The following is an 18,079-nucleotide window of genomic DNA, read 5'->3' on the forward strand; positions in this document are numbered from 1 at the left end:
CCGCCCCGAAGTCCGATCCCACCCCCCACCCCGGAGGCCCGCAGTGACCGACGCCCTGGACGTCGTCCTGCGACTCCTGATCGTGTTCGTCGTCTTCCTCACCCTCCCCCTGATCGTCGGCCAGACCGAGCACAAGGTGATGGCTCACATGCAGGGCCGCCTGGGGCCGATGTACGCGGGCGGCTTCCACGGCTGGGCCCAGCTCATCGCGGACGGTGTGAAGTTCGCGCAGAAGGAGGACGTGGTCCCGGCGGACGCCGACCGCCGTGTCTTCCAACTCGCGCCCGCAGTCGCCCTGCTGCCCTACCTCCTCGTCCTGCTCGCCATCCCCGTCGGCCCGAGCGCGGGTACCGTCGGCCAGGTCCTCGACGCGGGTGTCTTCTTCGTGCTGGCTGTGATGGGTGTGGGTGTGCTCGGCTCGCTGATGGCGGGCTGGGCCAGTGCCAACAAGTTCTCCCTCCTCGGCGGTCTGCGTACCGCCGCTCAGCTCCTCGCCTACGAACTTCCGATGCTGCTCGCCGCCGCCTCCGTAGCGATGGCCGCCGGTACGGTCTCCCTCCCCGGCATCCTGAACGCCTTCCACTGGTGGTGGCTGCCCTGGCAGCTCACCGGCGCGTTCGTGTTCTTCGTGGCGGGCCTCGCCGAACTGCAACGCCCGCCGTTCGACATGCCGGTGGCCGACTCGGAGATCATCTTCGGCGCCTACACCGAGTACACCGGTCTCCGCTTCGCCCTGTTCCTGCTGGCCGAGTACGCGGGCATCGTCGTCCTGTGCGGCCTGACCACCGTGCTCTTCCTGGGTGGGTGGCACGGCCCCGGAGGCGCCGACGGCCTCGGCTGGGTGTGGACCCTGCTGAAGACCGCGATCCTCGCGTTCCTCGTCATCTGGCTCCGCGTCACCTACCCCCGGCTCCGCGAGGACCAGTTGCAGAAGTTCTCCTGGACCCTCCTCGTCCCCCTCTCCCTCGCTCAGATCGCCCTCACCGGCATCGTCAAGGTGGTGATCTCCTGATGTCCCGCGCGTCGATCCCCGGTTCGGGTCTCGCCAAGGGCCTGGCCGTCACCCTGCGCACGATGACGCGGAAATCCGTCACCGAGCAGTACCCCGACACCCTCCCCGAACTGCCGCCCCGCACCCGCGGGGTGATCGGTCTGTTCGAGGAGAACTGCACGGTCTGCATGCTCTGCGCCCGCGAATGCCCCGACTGGTGCATCTACATCGACTCCCACAAGGAGACCGTCCCGCCCGCCGCCCCCGGTGGCCGGGAGCGCAGCCGCAACGTCCTCGACCGGTTCGCCATCGACTTCTCGCTCTGCATGTACTGCGGTATCTGCATCGAGGTCTGTCCTTTCGACGCGCTCTTCTGGTCCCCGGAGTTCGAGTACGCCGAGACCGACATCCGTGAGCTGACCCACGAGCGGGACAAGCTCCGCGAGTGGATGTGGACGGTCCCCGCCCCGCCCGCCCTGGACTCCGGCGCGGAGGAGCCCAAGGAGATCGCCGCCGCCCGCAAGGCCGCCGAGAAGCTGGCCGCCGCCCAGGCCGAACCGGAGGAGGGCCAGTGACCCTCACCGCAGCCGCCCCACACGACCACTTCGCCGCCACCGCCCCACACCACTACTTCGCCGCGACCGCCACGCACGGTCCCCTCACCGCGACCTCCGCGACCTCCGCGACCACCGCCCCCAGCGGCCACCTCGCCGCAGCCGACCCCCACGACCTCCTCGCCGCCACCGCCCACGGCTTCCTCTCCCCGACCGGCATCGAGATCGCGTTCCTCCTCGTCGGCCTGGTCACCCTCGGCGCCGCCCTGATCACCGTCACCACCCGCCAACTGGTGCACGCCGCGCTGTGGCTGGTGGTCGCGCTCGGTGGCATCGCCGTCGAATACCTGCTGCTCACCGCGGAGTTCATCGCCTGGGTGCAGGTCCTTATCTACGTGGGTTCCGTCGTCGTCCTCCTCCTCTTCGGTCTGATGCTCACCAAGGCCCCCATCGGCCACTCCCCGGACGCCGACTCCGGCAACCGGTGGGTCGCCCTCGCCGTCGCCTCGGCCGCCGCCTGCGCCCTCGTCTGGGTGGTCGTGGACGCCTTCCGCACCACGTGGTTCGCCCTGGACGGCCCCGTCGGCGGCAGCACCCGTGCCACCGGAGAAAGCCTTTTCCGGAGCTGGGTGCTGCCCTTCGAGGCCCTCTCCGTCCTCCTCCTCGCGGCCCTGGTCGGCGCCATCGTCCTGTCCCGCAAGGCGAAGGGGGAGCGGGACCAGGATGAGCCCCGCCGACAGGACCGGAACCGGCCCCGCCACCCGGACAACGGCCGGGAATCGGACGGAAGTTCCCCTTTCGCCCGTAACGCTCGAAAGAGTGAATCCGAGGCGGGCGAGGCAACCGGAGCGACCGCGGCAAGCGGATCGACGGGGGCAACCGGAGCGACCGAGGCGACCGGAGCGACCAGGACAGCCAAGACTCCCACCGCCTCCGGCACACCAGCCCCGTCCGGCAGGCCCGCCCCGTCCAGCACACCAGCCCCGTCCGGCCCGCCCGCAACCTCCGGCACACCAGCCCCGTCCGGCCCGCCCGCAACCTCCGGCACACCCGCCCCGTCCGGAAAGGACGGCACCCCCTGATGCACCTGGCCTACCCCGCCGTCCTCGCCGCCCTGCTCTTCTGCACCGGCCTCTACGGCGTCCTCGCCCGGCGCAACGCGATCCTGGTCCTGATGTCGGTCGAGCTGATGCTCAACGCCGTCAATCTCAACCTCGTCGCCTTCGACGCCTGGCTCAGCCGCGCCGCCGCCGACACCCTGCACTCCGGCCAGGCCCTGACCCTGTTCACGATCGCCATCGCCGCCGCCGAGATCGGCATCGGCCTGGCCATCGTGCTCGCCGTCCACCGCAACCGGGGCACCTCCGACATCGACAGGCTCCGCGACACCGCCGAGGGTCACGGCGACGGCCCCGACGACCCCGATGACACCGACGGCCCCGCAGACGGCACATCCGCCGCCCGACCCGACGACCCGGGCGCGGCCGAGAAGGCTGAGGCCACCGCGTGACCACGACCACCCTCGCCGTCCTCGTCCCGCTGCTCCCGTTCCTCGGCGCCGCCGCCGGACTGCTCCTCGGCCGTACCGCACCCGGCTTCGTCCGCCCGCTCGCCGTCCTGCCCCCGCTCGCCGCGCTCGTCCTGGCCGCGCTGGTCGCCGTACGCCAGGGCGGTGGAGCCGCGATCGAGGCGCACACCCAGCTCACCCCGACCGGCTCGGTGCCGGTCGAACTCGCCCTGAACGTGGACGGCTTCGCCGCGCTCGTCGCCGTCCTCGTCGCGTTCGTCGCCGTATGCGTGCAGATCTACTCCACCGGCTACCTCCGCGACGACCCGCGCTACCCCTCGTACGCCGCGCTCGTCTCCCTGTTCACCTCCGCCATGCTGCTGGTCGTCTACTCCGGCGATCTGATCGTGCTGCTGGTCGGCTGGGAGGTCATGGGCATCTGCTCCTACTTCCTCGTCGGCCACTACTGGGAGACCCCCGAGGCCCGCGCCGCCTCGCTCAAGGCGTTCCTCGTCACCAAACTCGGTGATGTCCCCTTTCTCATCGGCCTGTTCGCGCTGGGCACCGACGCGGGCTCGTTCCGCGTCACCCGCGTCCTCGCCACCGTGGCGGACGGTGGCCTGCACCACCCCACCGTCATCGCCTTGCTGCTGCTCGCGGGCGTCGCGGGCAAGTCGGCCCAGTTCCCGCTGCACACCTGGCTGCCCGACGCGATGGCCGGTCCGACCCCCGTCTCGGCGCTCATCCACGCGGCCACGATGGTCGCCGCCGGTGTCTACTTCGTCGCCCGCCTGCTCCCCGTGTTCGAGGCGTCCCAGGCCGCGATGGTCGTCCTCGCCGTCATGGCCGCCGTCACGATGACCGGGTCCGGCCTCGCCGCGCTCGCCCAGGACGACATCAAACGTGTCCTCGCCTACTCGACCATCGGCCAGCTCGGTTATATGACCGGCGCCCTCGCCGTCGGCGACCGCGCAGCTGCCGTCTTCCACCTCCTGTCCCACGGCGCCTTCAAGGCCCTGCTGTTCCTCGCCGCAGGTGTGCTCATCCACGTCGCCGGTACCAACTCGCTCGCCGCCATGTCCCGCATGAGCGGTCTGCGCGACCGGGTCCCGGACGCCTTCTGGACCATGATCGTGGCGCTGCTCGCCCTGGCCGCGATCCCGCCGTTCAGCGGGTTCTTCTCTAAGGAGTCCGTCCTCGGCGCCGCCGAACGCGCGGCCGGAGGGCACACCGCGCACGCCCCCGGCAGCGCGGGCTGGATCGTCCTCGTCGCCGGACTCGTCACCGCCCTGCTCACCGCCGCCTACGCGGCCCGCCTGTGGCTGCTGGCCTTCCGGGGCAGCGGCGACCCGGCCCCCGACCACGGCCGCCAGCCCGTCACCATGACCGCGGTGCTCTGGGTCCTCGCCGTGCCGTCCCTCGCCTTCGGCGGCCTCGGCTTCCGCCCGCTGCACACCTGGTTCGGCGGCCCCGACCTCGCCCCGACCCTGCTCACCTCCCTCCTCGGCACCGGTCTCGCCGTCGTCGGCGGACTCCTCACCTACGGCACCTGGCAGCGTGGCCGGGCCCTCGCCGCCCGTACCCCGCTGGGCGCGGTCGCCGCCCACCCCGAGGGCGACGCCGGACTCGTGGAGGCAGAAGTCATCGCCAGCCACCGCTCCGCCTACGGCGACCTCGCCTCCGCGCCCGACCCCGGCGACCCCGGACGCCTGCTGCTCGGGCGGCTGCACCCGCACGCCGCCGCCGGGTTCCACCTCGACGCGGTCTACGGCGCCCTGTTCGTCCGCCCCGTCCAGAACGCCGCGAGCCTCGTACGGTTCCTCGACCGCGAGGTCGTGGACACCTACGTACGCGCCGCCGCCGCGCTGCCGAGGCTGCTCGGCGCCGCCGTGCGCCGGGCGCAGAACGGCAACGTCCAGACCTATGTGAGCGCGCTGCTCGCCGGCACCGTCGTCCTGGCGGTCGCCGTCCTCCTCGTCGCCTCGGGAGCGTGAGCGGGCGTGATCGGTATCAACGAGTCAGTCATGCGGTTCCTCCTCGCGTTCGTCGTCGTCGGCCCGCTCCTCGGAGCGGCCGCCGCTCTGCTGCCCGCGCCGCCGGGACTGAAGGGCAGGTCCCCCGAGCAGGCCGTGCTGCGGCACGGCGTCCTGGTGACCGGTGCGGTCCTCGCCGCGGCCGTCGTCCTCGCGCTCGGCTTCGACCACCACCATCCCGCCACGATGCAGGCCCAGACGGACATCAGCTGGATTCCCGCGCTCCACGTGCGCGTCCACCTCGGCATCGACGGTATCTCCCTCCCCCTGCTGGTCCTGACCGCGCTGCTGACCTTCCTCTGCGCCGTCCACTCCTACTTCAAGCCGCCCGCGGGCCCCGCCCCCAAGGCGTTCGTCGCGCTCGTCCTGCTGCTGGAGGGCGGCACCCTCGCCTCCTTCGCCGTCCTCGACCTGCTGCTGTTCTTCCTCGCCTTCGAGACCGTGCTCGTCCCCATGTACTTCCTCATCGCCCGCTGGGGCGGCGAGGGGCGGACCCGCGCCGCGTGGAAGTTCATCCTGTTCACGCTGCTCGGCTCCGTCGTCATGCTGCTCGGCCTTCTCTTGATCGGGATCAAGTCGGGCACTCTCGACATGGTGGCACTCGCCACTGACAACGGCCGGTCACTCTCCGCATCCGTGCAGGTCATCGCCGTTCTGGCGATCGGGATCGGGCTCGCCGTGAAGACCCCGATGTGGCCCCTGCACAGCTGGCTGCCCGACGCCCACACCGCCGCCCCGACCACCGGCTCGGTGCTGCTGGCCGGTGTCCTGCTGAAGATGGGCACCTACGGGTTCGTCCGGATCCTACTGCCGGTCGCCCCGCACGGGTTCCGCGTCTTCGCCCCCTACCTCGCGGCCTTCGCGGTCGTCGGCATCGTCTACGGCTCCCTCGCCTGCCTCTCCCTGGCCCGGCGCGGCGCCCGCGGCGACCTGAAACGGCTCATCGCCTACTCCTCCGTCGGCCACATGGGGTTCGTGCTGCTCGGCATCGCCACCATGACCCCGACCGGCGTCAACGGCGCCCTGTTCGCCAACATCGCCCACGGCCTCATCACCGGCCTGCTGTTCTTCCTGGCCGGTGCCGTCAAGGACCGCACCGGCACCACCGACCTCGACACGCTCGCCGAGGAGGGCGGCGCCGCGCTCTACGGCCGCGCCCCGCGCCTCGGCGGACTGCTCGCCTTCGGCGCCGTCGCCTCCCTCGGCCTGCCCGGACTCGCCGGGTTCTGGGGCGAGGTGCTGGCCCTGTTCGGCGCCTTCGACCCCGCCGCCGGGCTTAGCCGGGCCGCGTACCTCACCTTCACCGCCGTCGGCGCGTTCGGCACCCTGCTGACCGCCGCGTACATGCTGACCGTGGTCCGCCGCGTCTGCATGGGCGACCCCTCCGGCGCCCCCGGCGACACCCCCGCGCTCATGGACGTACGCGGGTACGAGTTCGCCGCCTGGACCCCGCTCGTCGCCCTCACCGTCGTCGCCGGACTCTGGCCGAAGGCCCTGCTCGGCCTCACCGACCCGGCCGTGCAGCAGCTGCTCGCAGGAGGCACCCGATGAGCGCCCTGGCCCAGCCCGCCGCCGTGACCGCCGCCCAGGCCGCGTCCGTCGTGCAGTCCGTGGACTGGACCGCCGTCGCGCCGCCCGTCCTCACCGCGCTCGTCGCCCTCGCGGTGCTGGTCGCCGACCTCTTCGTCCCCGAGCACCGCAAACCACTCCTCGGATGGGTTTCGGTCGCCGGTCTCGCAGGAGCGCTCGCCACGTTGCTGCCCCTCCTGGGCGGCCCCCGCAGCACCTTCTGCACCACCGGCCCCGCGCGCGCGTGCAGCTACACCGTGGACCACTTCACCCTGGTACTGCAGTTCCTCGTCCTCGGCGGCGCCCTCCTGGCCGCCCTGCTGTCCGTCACCGGCGTCCGCGACGACCAGCGGCACGTCCCGGCGGGGGAGTTCTGGTTCCTGCTGCTGTCCTCGGCCGCCGGTGCCGCCCTGCTGCCCGCCTCCCGCGACCTCGCCACCCTGATCGTCGCCCTGGAGGTCGCCTCCCTGCCCGCCTTCGCCCTGGTCGGCATCCGCCACGGAGACCGCCGCTCCGCCGAGGCGGCCCTGAAGTTCTTCCTCTCCTCGGTCACCGCCACCGCCGTCGGCCTGCTCGGCATCAGCTTCGTCTACGCCACCACCGGCACCCTCTACCTCACCCAGATCGCCCAACGCGTGCAGCACGTGGACGGTCAACTGCACACCCTCGCGCGCGCGGGCGTCGTGCTCACCCTGGTCGCCTTCGCCTTCAAGACAGCGGCCGTACCGTTCCACTTCTGGGTCCCCGACACCTACACCGGCGCCCCGCTGCCCGTCGCCGCCTACCTCTCCGTCGTCGGCAAGGCCGTCGGCCTCTCCGGCCTAATCCTCGTCACCGTCGTCGCCTTCCCGTCGTACGCCGACGTCTGGGGACCGGCGCTCGCCGTGCTCGCCGCGCTCACCATGACCGCGGGCAACGTCGCCGCCCTGCGCCAGCGCGCCGACCGCGCCCGCAGCGCCGTACGGCTGCTCGCCTGGTCCTCCGTCGGCCAGGCCGGGTATCTGCTCGTCCCCATCGCCGCCGCCGGGTACACCGGCGACGGCCGCCGCGCGATCGGCTCCACCGTCGCCTACGCGCTGATGTACGCCGCCGTGAACCTGGGCGCCTTCACGGTCGCCGCCCTCGTCGGCCGCAGCCGACCCGGCAACCGGCTCACCGACTACCGGGGCCTGTACGCCACCCACCCGGCCGCCGCGCTCCTGCTGGCCTTCTTCCTGCTCTGCCTCGCCGGTCTGCCGCCGGGCGTCATCGGCCTGTTCGCCAAGGTCACCGTGTTCTCGACCGCCGTGGAAGCGGGCCTCGGCTGGCTCGCCGCCGTCATGGCCGTCAACGTGGCCGTCGCCCTGTACTACTACCTCCGCTGGGCGGCCCTGCTGTTCCGCACCCCCGAGGGCGAGACCGTGCGGCACCGCACCCCCGCGCCCCTCACCGCCGCGCTCGCGCTCACCGGCGCGGTCGCGGTGGTCCTCTCGGGCGCCCCGCAACTCGTCCTGCGGTTCGCGGCGACCAACCTGTTCTGAACCCGACCCCGAGGTTCGGGCCCGGTGGGACTCCGAGGTTCGGGCCGGGTGCGACCGCCGGGCGGCCGGGCGCGGTACGGCCCCGCCACAACCCCGCACTTTACCCGTACGGCGGACCCGCCCCCGCCCCGGACCTGGGAACTCGCGGCCCTCGTCTGGCGTTGACCAGGACAGGAAGGTCAACTGGATTCGCATCCGCATTCGCATCCGCATCAGGACCGAAGCGTTCCCCGCGCAGGATTTGGAGGGCGTACCGTGCACCGCCGGCACAACGGGCTGAGGACCGCGGTCCTCCTCGGAGGACTCTCCGCGCTCATCATCGTCATCGGCAGCTTGTTCGGCCGGACGGGACTGATCGTGGCGGTCCTCATCGCGCTGGGCACCAACGCCTACGCGTACTGGAACAGCGACAAGCTCGCGCTGCGCGCCATGCGCGCCCGCCCGGTCAGCGAGTTCGAGGCCCCCGCGCTCTACCGGATGGTCCGCGAGCTGTCCACGCAGGCCCGCCAGCCCATGCCCCGCCTCTACATCTCCCCGACCGAGGCCCCCAACGCCTTCGCCACCGGCCGCAACCCGCGCAACGCGGCGGTCTGCTGCACCGACGGCATCCTCCGCCTGCTCGACGAGCGGGAACTGCGCGGTGTCATCGGCCATGAACTCAGCCACGTCTACAACCGGGACATCCTGATCTCCTCGGTCGCCGGAGCCCTCGCCTCCGTGATCATGTTCCTGGTGAACTTCGCCTGGCTGATCCCGGTCGGCCGCTCGGACGACGACGACGGCCCCGGCCTGCTCGGCATGCTGCTGATCATGATTCTGGGCCCACTCGCCGCCACGGTGATCCAACTGGCCATCAGCCGCTCGCGGGAGTACCAGGCGGACGCCTCCGGGGCACAGCTCACCGGTGACCCGCTGGCCCTCGCCAGCGCCCTGCGCAAGCTGGAGACGGGCACCCAGCAGCTGCCGCTGCCCCCCGAACCCAGGATCGAGACGGCGAGCCACATGATGATCGCCAACCCCTTCCGTCCCGGTCAGGGCCTGTCGAAGATGTTCTCCACACACCCGCCGATGGCGGACCGCATCGCCCGACTCGAAAAGATGGCAGGCCGCACACGATGAAGACTCTCCTGAACATCATCTGGCTGATCCTCAGCGGCTTCTGGCTCTTCCTGGCCTACCTGCTCGCGGGCCTGCTGCTGTGCGTCACCATCATCGGCATCCCCTTCGGCGTCGCCGCGTTCCGCATCGGGATCTACGCCCTGTGGCCCTTCGGGTACACCACGGTCGAGCGCCGGGACGCGGGCGCGCCGTCGTGCGTGGGCAACGTGCTGTGGCTGCTGCTGGCCGGCTGGTGGCTGGCGCTCGCCCACATCACCACCGGCATCGCCCTGTGCCTGACGATCATCGGCATCCCGTTCGGCATCGCCAACTTCAAGCTGATCCCGGTCTCGCTGCTGCCGCTCGGCCGCGAGATCGTCCCCACGGACGAGCCGTTCGCGGCCCGCTGACGGACGGCCCCCGCGCGTCCGCCCGTACGGGTCGGGCACGGGCCGCTTGCGCGGCGACGCAACCGGCAGGGCACCTTCCGGCGTCCTTCCTCCCGAGAAGCACGAACAGGTGCGCGACGGACACCCGGTCCTCACCGGATTTTCAGCGTCCGGTGCGTGCGCGTACCGCACGGGAGGGCAGGTTAGCGGCATGAGCATCATCGGTTGGATCATCCTGGGGCTTCTGGCCGGAGCCATCGCCAAACTGCTGCTGCCGGGCCGCGACCCCGGCGGCTTCATCGGAACCACCCTCATCGGCATCGCGGGCGCGTTCATCGGCGGCTGGATCTCGTCCCGCTGGCTTGACCACCCGGTCAGCAAGCACTTCTTCGACGGCGCCACCTGGGCGGCGGCGATCGGTGGCTCCCTGGTCCTGCTCATCGCGTACCGCCTGATCTTCGGCAACTCACGCGACTGACCGGACACCCCGACAGCGCACCGAAGGGCGGCACCAACGGGTGCCGCCCTTCGGTGTGTCCAGGCCCGCGACAGCTGTCGCCGCCGCTGTCTAGCGGTAGTTGACGAACTGAAGCGCGAAGTCGAAGTCCTTGCCCTTGAGCAGCGCGATGATGGTCTGAAGATCGTCCCGGCTCTTGGAGCTGACGCGCAGCTCGTCGCCCTGAACCTGGGCCTTGACGCCCTTGGGGCCCTCGTCGCGGATGATCTTCGCCACCTTCTTGGCGTTGTCCTGGGAGATCCCCTCCTCGATGGAGGCGAAGATCTTGTACTCCTTGCCGGAGAGCTGCGGCTCGCCCGCGTCCAGCGCCTTCAGCGAGATACCCCGCTTGACCAGCTTGGACTGGAAGACATCGAGCACCGCGTTCACCCGGTCCTCGGAGTTCGCCTCCATGAGGATCTTCTCGCCGGACCACGAGATCGAGGCGCCCACGCCCTTGAAGTCGTAGCGCTGCGAGATCTCCTTGGCGGCCTGGTTGAGCGCGTTGTCGACCTCCTGCCGCTCGACCTTCGAGACGATGTCGAAACTGGAGTCGGCCATGTCCTGTGGCTCCTTGTATCGGTGTGCGTATCGGGTGCGTCCGGCGTGCCCGACGCCACCCACCGGCCCGGCGTCGAGCCGGTCCGTATCCGCCCCAGCCTAGTGCGGTGACCGGAATGGTTCACCGGCTCGCGGCGCCCGGCGCCTCGCCGCGTTGTCGCCTCACCCGAGTACATCCAGCTACGCGCGCGAGGCCCCGCTGTGCGACGCACCGCACCGGACGCCGCGAGCCTTCCTGCGACCCTTTCCGATCGCAGAAGTAGCCACCCCGACCCCCACCGGCCGCAGATCAACCGGGTGGCGGAGCACCCCCGCCCATCGGGTATTGTTTACGTCGTTGCCAGAGAGCGCCGTGGAAAAGCGGTTCGACCCGGCATCAACCCCCGGCGGTGTGCCCGAGCGGCCAAAGGGAGCAGACTGTAAATCTGCCGGCTCAGCCTTCCCAGGTTCGAATCCTGGCGCCGCCACACGGGAAACCAAGGGCCCGTGACCTGCTATCACAGCAGGTCACGGGCCCTTGGCCGTTGATCGTCACGTACGGGGTCGGTGTCTCACGCTGTCTCGTGTTCGACCGTCTCGTCTCGACTTTCACGGACAGGGCGCGGACAGGATTTCCGGGGTGTCAGGCGTGCGGGTCCAGCCGTTCGGAGATCTTGGCGTTGGCCGCCTCGTCCCCGTCCTTGAGGAACTTCGCGTACACCCGGAAGAGAACGCCCACGCTGTGCCCGGCCCGCGCAGCGACAAGCTGAGGCTCCACACCGGAGCTGAGCCAGGTGGACACCGCCGCGTGCCGCAGGTCGTACGGCCGCTTGGCGAGCCCGGACGCGATCTCCGCTGGCGTCAGGGCCCGCGAGCGGGCTTCGGCCCACACCTCGCCGTATCCGGTGTCCTGTACGAGTCCGCCCCGCAGTGTCTGGAACACCCGGCCGTCCACGGCTGTGCCGTACGCCGTGAGGTGCCACCGCAGCAGTGCGACCAGCTCGGGCGGGATGGGCACGGTGCGAACCTCCTTGCGCGGGCGGTGCTTGAGACCCCGTTTCTCGTGAGCCTCGCCACTGTCTGTCCATGCGGTGCCCGAGCGAGGGCGCGTGTGGTGAAGACGGAGCACACCCCATCCCCGCCGGGGAAGGTCACAATCCGAGACGCGTAGACCGATGACCTCGGCCGGCCGCGCGGCGGCGTAGTACATACAGCCGAAGAACGCGGCGAGCCGTCGCCCCCGCTTGCTCTGGTCCCGCACAGCGGTCAGCAACCTCGCCGCCTGCGCCGGATTGGGAACGCCCGCCGGGTCCACTTCCTCCATTACCCTTTCCGGCGCTTTCCACTTGACGCGGTCCAAGGGATTGTCGGACAGCAACTCTCCATCCACCGCGAACTCAAGAGAGTTGTAGAAGATGGCTCGTTTGCGGCTGATGGTGCCCGGTGCGGCGGTCTTCCCGTCGAGACGTTTCGTCAGGGCGCGCAGGGCGTTCTTCACCAGCAGTCGATCCGAAAGAGCCGACATGGGAAGCGACTTGCGCTCGAACCAGTTGAGAACCTTGGCCACGTCAGCCGGCGGCTCGGTGCCCCAGCGGTTCTTGTTGAACGCCCACCCGTACAGGGCCTGGCGCACGGTGCGCGGGTCGGGCATTCCCTTGGTGTCCTTGACGAGCGCGGGCGTCACGGTGGCCATAGCTTCGGCAAGGGTCTGCCGAGTGTTGCCGGGGGAGTCGGGCCACTTCATCTCGATATAGGCGCGCGCGTGCTCGTACCAGCAGATGTCACGCTTCTTGGTGGCCATCGACTTCGGAAGACCACTGTTGATCTCGAAAGGCTCACCCTTTCGAGCGGCCGCCATCAATTCCGAACGCCGGCTGTCCGCCAGTCCTCGCGTCAGAAAGGACTTCGCGTGTTCTCGCGTCCCCACCATCCATCGCAGTTGGTAGGGATTTCGTGCGTTGCGCTTCCGGATAGCCCAGAACTTGACTTCGTAGCTCCACTCGCTCACGCAGCCTCCAATTCATCCTTGAAGGCGTCCAGCGCGCTTCGGCGAACGCAGATACGGCCGGACGGTGTGCGACGTGCCTCGGGGCCGAAGCCACGGTTGCGCCAGCGGTACCACGTCGGCCGGCTGATGCCGAGTTCGTACAGAACTTCGGGCAGCGGAATCAGTTCGTCTTTCGGGGTGCGGCGACGGAGGGACGGCGTACTCATCAGGGGTCTCCAGAGAGGGGGAGAAGCGAGGGGGGAAGTCGGGCGGATGTGTTGGCGTCACATTGCTGTGGGTCGCGGACCATCGCGGACCACAGTGTTTGACCTGCGGTTTTGTCTGCCGTGGCGTGCGGGCCATCGCGGACCACTTGCGAGAACCGGTCCGCGATGGCCCGCAGTCGGGGAGCGGTAAAGGTGCAGGTCAGCGAGCGTGGTCCGCGATGGTCCGCGACCCGGCGAATTGCGGCCGCGACTTCAGTCGGTGGTGCCGAGGGCGGATCGGAGCGCGATGCCCGCGTAGGTGCGCACCCGGCTGTCGCCATCCCGGGGTCGGGTGAGGGCGAGTTGGGGGACCACGGAGAGGAGGTTGCGGCCGAAGATCTGCTTGGTGCCGGGTTTGACGCCGTTGTCTTCGGCCCATTCGCGCCAGGCGTTCCACAGGGTGTCCACCGGGACGCTGGTGGTGGGGCCGGTGGTGCAGCGTTCGCGGATGAACGCGGAGGTGGGTGAGGCGGTGTCCTGCATGGTGGTGATGGCGTCGCGGCTGGATGCCGGTTCGGTGATGCGGCCGGTGCGCTGGAGGCGGGCGAGTCCGTCCAGGGCCCAGTTGAGGATGCCGGGCATCTCGTCGGCGAGCCGGTCGGTGAGGCCGGTGTCCTCCTTGCCGAGCCAGGACACGGTCATGCTGAGGACGACGAACCGGCGGGCGATGACCCCGGAGGAGTCCCCGAAGTGGGGCAGCTCGTTGGAGAGCAGCATCAGCCGCGTGGGCAGTTTCCCGGTCCACTGCTCCCGGTACTTGCGGTCGATGTCGATGGTGTCCTCACCGGAGATGGTGAGCAGCCGTTCCACGACCTGGCTGTTGTCGTTGCCCGCGAGACGGGCGTCGGAGATGACCGCGAGGGGCTTGCCGACCAGGGTGGCCAAGCCGAAGTTCGTGCCCAGTCCGGCGAGGGTGGGTCCGGCCAGGTTGTCCTTGCCGACCAGCTCTTTCAGCACCCGCGCGATGGTGCCCTTGCCCGACCGGGAGGGGCCGACCATGAGCATGATCTTCTGCTGGTCGGTCCGGCCCGACAGGACGTAGCCGAACCACTCTTGCAGTGCGGCGATGGCGTCGGGGGCGTCGGGCCAGATCTGAGCCAGGAACCGTTCCCAGGTCGGGGCCCGTGCGGCGGGGTCGTAGGCGAAAGGGACGGAGACAAGGTTGAAGAACCCCGGCCCATGCGGCAGCAGTTCCCGGTCCCGGATGCGCAGGAGTCCGTTCGCGCACGCCACGATGGTGCCCTCGTCCCGGTCCGTCGCTCCGCGCGCGTCGATCCATGCGGGGGCGTCGGTGTCGGTCGGCAGGAGAGTGATCGCACCGAGGGCGTCCAGCAGGTTGCTGATCTTCTGCTTCGTGGGCGCCCACGGGCGTTGTTCGGTCTGCCCGTCCTTGACCGGGGCCCGGTAGACGGTGTGTTCCAGTCGCTCGTACATGCCCGCGCGTACCTGGGCTTCGTCCACCTCGCGCCAGTGCGCGCCGGTCCAGCGCATCCACGAGCCGCGCCAGCGCCGGCAGGTGAGGCGCCCGTTGCTGCTCTGCCAGTCGGGCAGCAGTCGGCGGGCTACGGCCAGGGGGTTGGACGGGGCGGGCAGTTCCTCGCACTCCCCGCCCGTGGTGGTGTCGGTGTCGCTCATGCCGCCCTCCCTTCTTCCCGTGGGGCGCGCAGGGGGCAGTGGTCGCGGTGGTCGGCGTGGTCCGCGATGAGCGCGATAACGCGGCGCTTGCCGAACGCCCGCCGCTCCCGTCCGCAGAGGCATACCGACGACGCGGACGGGGTGGCCCCGTATGGCGCGCTGATGGTGAGCCAGGCGACGGGGTACCGCCCGTCTCCGACTTGCGGGTCAGGGCGAAGGGCAGCTTCGACGCCCTTGTGGGCGGCGCCTGTCGGCTCGCCCACGACCGGCCGGAGTGGAGCCGGGTTGGCGGGGTGCGGCTGGTCGGGGGGTTCGGGTTGGCCTTCCAAATGGGAGGTTCGGCGGGGGTTCATGCCGCCTCCCGTGGGCGGGCGGTGCGGATGCTGGAGTCCAGGGCGCTGCGGATGGTGGTGCGGCACTCGGCAGCGGTGAGCCCGGCCGCCTCGCCCCCCATTTGGAAGGCGGCTTCGGCCACGTGGCGGGGGAGGTCGCCCCACGCGACGAACCGTCCCACCTTGAACGCGGCCCGGTTCAGCGCCGTATTGCGTCCGCCCTCGGGTGCTGCGGTCACGGTGGCGCACTCGGCTTCCAGTGCGGCGAGCGCCGCCCGGCTCCCGTCCACCACGGGTAGCCGCAACGGCGCCTTGGGCGGGACGGGGACGGGTTGGAGGATGGTGTGGAGCCATGCGGGCAGCGGGACCGGCACGGGGGCGCACAGCGCTTCGTACCGTCCGGTGGGGGTGGTGCTGCCGGCGGCGACGACGTATCCGCCCCACGCTCGTGTGTCCACCGAACTCGCCACGGTCCCGGCCGTGTTGGCGAGCCGGGCCCCGTGGGGGGCGGTGAAGTACAGGTGCTGGCCGCCGCTCGCGGTCCGCACGCGGTAGGTGGTGGGGACAGCCTGTCCGGCGCGCTCGCAGAGCGCCGAGAAGGTCGTCGCGCCGTCCGGCGCGTCCGCACTGCTCTTGTCCTTGGGCACGTCCAGGTCCACGACCAGCAGTCCGGACGGGCCGGTGGCGATGCCGATGTTGTACGGGGCGTGCGTCCAGGCGTTGCGGATGCGGTTGGGGTCGGTGGTGGCGCGCTGCTCCCACTTCACGTGCCCCGTCTCGCAGGGGCCGGTGCGGGGGCAGGACGTTTCGCCGTGTAGGGCGGGGGGCTTGGCGCCGGGGCGGAGGGGGAAGACGTGCCAGCCAAGTTCGGCAGCGTCCAGCGCGGCGCGCATCAGGGTCTGGTTCATGCCGCCGCTCCCAGCCCGCCGGTGGTGGTGAGGTGGGTGAGGGCGGTGCGGCCGATGTGTTGGGTGTAGGCTGGGGGGATGCATTCGCGGATGCCGTCGCGGTTCATCCACGGCACCCCGAGCACGGCGCGGGCGAGGTGGACGCCGGAGAAGTTCCCGACGTACTGGCCGTAGTGGCCGGGCAGGACGGGGCGTCCCATCTTGGCCTGCGGCACGGTGTGCGCGGGGTGCTCGGGCTGAGTGAGGCGGAAGCCGCCGCCGGTCTCGAAGTACCGGTGCCGGTAGGTGTCCACCCCGAGCATCGGCCCGCACAGCATCACCGGCCCGCGCAGCTTCGGCAGCGCACCGCGCACGTTCTCGATCACCCAGGGGCGCCCGGTGGTCTCCAGTGCGGCGCGGGTAGGAGCGATCAGGTCGGGGTGGGCGTTGCCCTGGATGCGCTGGCACTCGCTGTCGTGCTGGCACGGCGGGGAGGCGTGGATGAAGTCGAACCCGGCACCGTGTTCCAGGACGAACGCGATGGCGTCGGCCTGGATGAATCGGTACGGGTAACGCGGCTGCGGGTCCTTGTCGATGCCGGTCACGTCGAACCCGGCGTCGGTGTAGCCCTTCGCGGCGCCGCCCTGGCAGCAGAACAGGTCGAGCAGGCGCGGGCGCGTGTGCGTGCGCTCTCGCCCGATGGGGGTGGGTTGGGTCATGCTGGAGGTCTCCAGTTCTGTGAAAGCGGCTGGCAGGCAAGGGCGACCCCGGCTTCATTGGCGTGAGAGGGGGTCGCCCTTGGCGTTGCTAGCTGTGGAAGTGGTTGCGCTTGATGACCGCGCGGCGGATGTTCACCGTGGTCCCCGCCTTGTGGCCCTTGCCGGTGAACACCTGCACCGCGACGAACCCGCCGAAGACGACGGCGGCCAGCACGATGAGTTGGGTGATGAGTGCGGTGAGGGCGGTGATGAAGGCGGTGAGCATGAGCAGTCCGCCGCACACCGCGAGGAACCCCACCCCGCCCACGGCGACGTTCACCGCCGTACGGGACACCGCCGGCTTGACCGTGGCGGGGTCGGGGTGGGCGGGGGTGATGGCGTAGCCGGTGACGACCCGGCCGTCCGGCAGGACGACGCTCGCCACCGCCGGGACGGTGTCCGGCTGCACCGCAACGAGCGGCGCCGGGGCGGGCACGGCGGGGGTGAGGGGGACGGGGTGGTGGACCTCTGCGGCCCGCACGGCGGGCGGTCGGGGGGTGTGCTCGGGGAACATGCGGAATCCCTTCCGATGCGTGGTCAGGGAGGTACGGGCACCCCCTTGGGGGTGCGCTGTGGAGGGGGTTTTGGGGGGTTGACCTGGGGTGCCTCCCTGCCTCCCTGAACGATCATTCGTGCAGGTCAAGTCCAGGGAGGCGGGTCAGGGAGGCGGTGAGGGAGTTCTCCCTGCCTCCCTGACCCGAACCGGGTCGCCTCCCTGTCACTCGGGGGCGGAAGCGGAATCCTCGGTGTCGCGTTCCGCGAGGACGCGGGTGATCTGGTTGCGGCCGACGACCATGCGGCCGTCCGACTTGTAGGGCTCGGCGCCGGTGCCTTCGAGAACGCGGGTGAGGTCGCCGGGCGACCAGTCCCCGTACGCGTCCGCGTCCAGTGCGGAGAGCCGCTTGATCACGTCCTGGGTCCGCAGCCGGGGCGCGTCCCCGAGCACGGTGGCGATGTCCGCGAGCGGGTCCCGGTACTCACGCTGCCCGATGACGGTGAGGGTGGTGACGCCGTCGCGCAACGCCTTGGCCCGTTCCGCGATCTCGGTCGCGTCGTCGGTGCTGATGTAGTGCGTGCGCACGGTGATGGATGCCTGGCCGGCGGGGATGGCGATGCCGTCCGAGGCGACAACGACGGTGCCCTTGTCCAGCCCGGGGCGCAGCAGGTTCGGTGCGGCACCCCCGTCCACGGCCTTGTCCCCGAGTGCCATGCGGGCCTGTGACTCGGTGCCGAGGGCGAGGGAGGCGCGGGTGTGGGCGCCCTCGCGGACGAGCTTGGGCAAATTCTGGTCGGTGGGGTCCTGGGTGCCCTGCCACATCAGGACGTTCACCGCCCGGCCCTGGTTGTGGATCTTTCGTACGGCCGTGAAGTACCGGGAGGTGGCCTTGGAACCGCCGTAGGGGGCGCCTTCCCTGACCTTGCCGTCCTCGTTGACGTGGCGGGTCCTGGCGGGGCACATGAACGCCACCTGGGCTTCGTCCACGATGACGACCAGCAGCGGGAACGCGGTTCCGGGA

16 protein-coding genes, 1 tRNA gene and 2 pseudogenes are annotated in these 18,079 nt (G+C 70.7%); 11 read left to right on the plus strand and 8 right to left on the minus strand.

Annotated elements, in window-relative coordinates; translation table 11 throughout:
• Positions 1 to 43 precede the first annotated feature (43 nt).
• From KUM39_RS26990 to KUM39_RS27035, 10 genes and pseudogenes are all read left to right on the plus strand, one after another.
• A complete protein-coding gene (locus KUM39_RS26990) occupies positions 44 to 1,012 on the plus strand; it encodes a complex I subunit 1/NuoH family protein (RefSeq protein WP_217788403.1) in 969 nt (322 codons plus the stop codon).
• The gene (locus KUM39_RS26995; RefSeq protein ID WP_217788404.1) at positions 1,012 to 1,566 is read left to right on the plus strand and encodes a NuoI/complex I 23 kDa subunit family protein; all 555 of its coding nucleotides are present in this window, start codon (positions 1,012 to 1,014) and stop codon (positions 1,564 to 1,566) included. Before KUM39_RS26990 ends, KUM39_RS26995 begins: the two co-directional genes overlap by 1 nt.
• A 197-nt stretch (positions 1,567 to 1,763) precedes the next feature.
• A pseudogene (locus tag KUM39_RS27000) lies at positions 1,764 to 2,258 on the plus strand (NADH-quinone oxidoreductase subunit J family protein); the annotation flags it as partial.
• Between the two features lie 368 nt (positions 2,259 to 2,626).
• A complete protein-coding gene (nuoK, locus tag KUM39_RS27005) occupies positions 2,627 to 3,055 on the plus strand; it encodes an NADH-quinone oxidoreductase subunit NuoK (protein WP_217788405.1) in 429 nt (142 codons plus the stop codon).
• Positions 3,052 to 5,046, plus strand: coding sequence for an NADH-quinone oxidoreductase subunit 5 family protein (locus tag KUM39_RS27010; RefSeq protein ID WP_217788406.1), 1,995 nt, complete (start codon positions 3,052 to 3,054; stop codon positions 5,044 to 5,046). Before nuoK ends, KUM39_RS27010 begins: the two co-directional genes overlap by 4 nt.
• Positions 5,047 to 5,052: 6 nt before the next feature.
• Entirely contained in the window at positions 5,053 to 6,636 is a 1,584-nt protein-coding gene (locus KUM39_RS27015; RefSeq protein WP_217788407.1) for an NADH-quinone oxidoreductase subunit M, read from the plus strand.
• The gene (locus KUM39_RS27020; RefSeq protein ID WP_217788408.1) at positions 6,633 to 8,174 is read left to right on the plus strand and encodes an NADH-quinone oxidoreductase subunit N; all 1,542 of its coding nucleotides are present in this window, start codon (positions 6,633 to 6,635) and stop codon (positions 8,172 to 8,174) included. The genes KUM39_RS27015 and KUM39_RS27020 overlap by 4 nt, the downstream gene beginning before the upstream one ends.
• A gap of 255 nt (positions 8,175 to 8,429) precedes the next feature.
• Positions 8,430 to 9,293: a zinc metalloprotease HtpX gene (gene htpX, locus KUM39_RS27025; RefSeq protein ID WP_217788409.1), complete on the plus strand. Its 864-nt coding sequence runs from the start codon at positions 8,430 to 8,432 to the stop codon at positions 9,291 to 9,293.
• Positions 9,290 to 9,682, plus strand: coding sequence for a YccF domain-containing protein (locus tag KUM39_RS27030; protein WP_217788410.1), 393 nt, complete (start codon positions 9,290 to 9,292; stop codon positions 9,680 to 9,682). Before htpX ends, KUM39_RS27030 begins: the two co-directional genes overlap by 4 nt.
• A 190-nt stretch (positions 9,683 to 9,872) precedes the next feature.
• Positions 9,873 to 10,139, plus strand: a complete 267-nt coding sequence (locus KUM39_RS27035) for a GlsB/YeaQ/YmgE family stress response membrane protein (protein ID WP_217788411.1) — start codon at positions 9,873 to 9,875, stop codon at positions 10,137 to 10,139.
• A 90-nt stretch (positions 10,140 to 10,229) separates the two neighbouring features.
• On the opposite strand, the gene KUM39_RS27040 is transcribed toward KUM39_RS27035, so the two are convergent.
• The gene (locus tag KUM39_RS27040) at positions 10,230 to 10,718 is read right to left on the minus strand and encodes a YajQ family cyclic di-GMP-binding protein (RefSeq protein WP_217788412.1); all 489 of its coding nucleotides are present in this window, start codon (positions 10,716 to 10,718) and stop codon (positions 10,230 to 10,232) included.
• 385 nt (positions 10,719 to 11,103) lie between these two features.
• On the opposite strand from KUM39_RS27040, the gene KUM39_RS27045 reads away from it, so the two are divergent.
• Positions 11,104 to 11,185, plus strand: a tRNA-Tyr gene (locus tag KUM39_RS27045).
• 155 nt (positions 11,186 to 11,340) lie between these two features.
• Here KUM39_RS27045 and KUM39_RS27050 read toward each other — a convergent pair.
• From KUM39_RS27050 to KUM39_RS27080, 7 genes and pseudogenes are all read right to left on the minus strand, one after another.
• Entirely contained in the window at positions 11,341 to 12,705 is a 1,365-nt protein-coding gene (locus KUM39_RS27050) for a tyrosine-type recombinase/integrase (protein ID WP_308288258.1), read from the minus strand.
• Positions 12,702 to 12,911 carry a helix-turn-helix transcriptional regulator gene (locus KUM39_RS27055; RefSeq protein WP_246620795.1) on the minus strand — a complete coding sequence of 70 codons (210 nt, stop codon included), beginning with the start codon at positions 12,909 to 12,911 and terminating at the stop codon, positions 12,702 to 12,704. Before KUM39_RS27055 ends, KUM39_RS27050 begins: the two co-directional genes overlap by 4 nt.
• 252 nt (positions 12,912 to 13,163) lie before the next feature.
• Positions 13,164 to 14,585, minus strand: coding sequence for a DNA primase family protein (locus KUM39_RS27060; RefSeq protein ID WP_217788413.1), 1,422 nt, complete (start codon positions 14,583 to 14,585; stop codon positions 13,164 to 13,166).
• 349 nt (positions 14,586 to 14,934) lie between these two features.
• Complete coding sequence (locus tag KUM39_RS27065; protein WP_217788414.1) at positions 14,935 to 15,825, minus strand: bifunctional DNA primase/polymerase; 891 nt, start codon at positions 15,823 to 15,825, stop codon at positions 14,935 to 14,937.
• A complete protein-coding gene (locus KUM39_RS27070; protein WP_217788415.1) occupies positions 15,822 to 16,523 on the minus strand; it encodes a DNA cytosine methyltransferase in 702 nt (233 codons plus the stop codon). Before KUM39_RS27070 ends, KUM39_RS27065 begins: the two co-directional genes overlap by 4 nt.
• A gap of 88 nt (positions 16,524 to 16,611) precedes the next feature.
• On the minus strand, positions 16,612 to 17,076 hold the full coding sequence (locus tag KUM39_RS27075) for a hypothetical protein (protein WP_217788416.1): 465 nt from the start codon (positions 17,074 to 17,076) through the stop codon (positions 16,612 to 16,614).
• Between the two features lie 204 nt (positions 17,077 to 17,280).
• A pseudogene (locus tag KUM39_RS27080) lies at positions 17,281 to 18,079 on the minus strand (ATP-binding protein); the annotation flags it as partial.

Source organism: Streptomyces corallincola (genome assembly GCF_019104725.1).
Lineage (GTDB): Bacteria > Actinomycetota > Actinomycetes > Streptomycetales > Streptomycetaceae > Streptomyces > Streptomyces corallincola.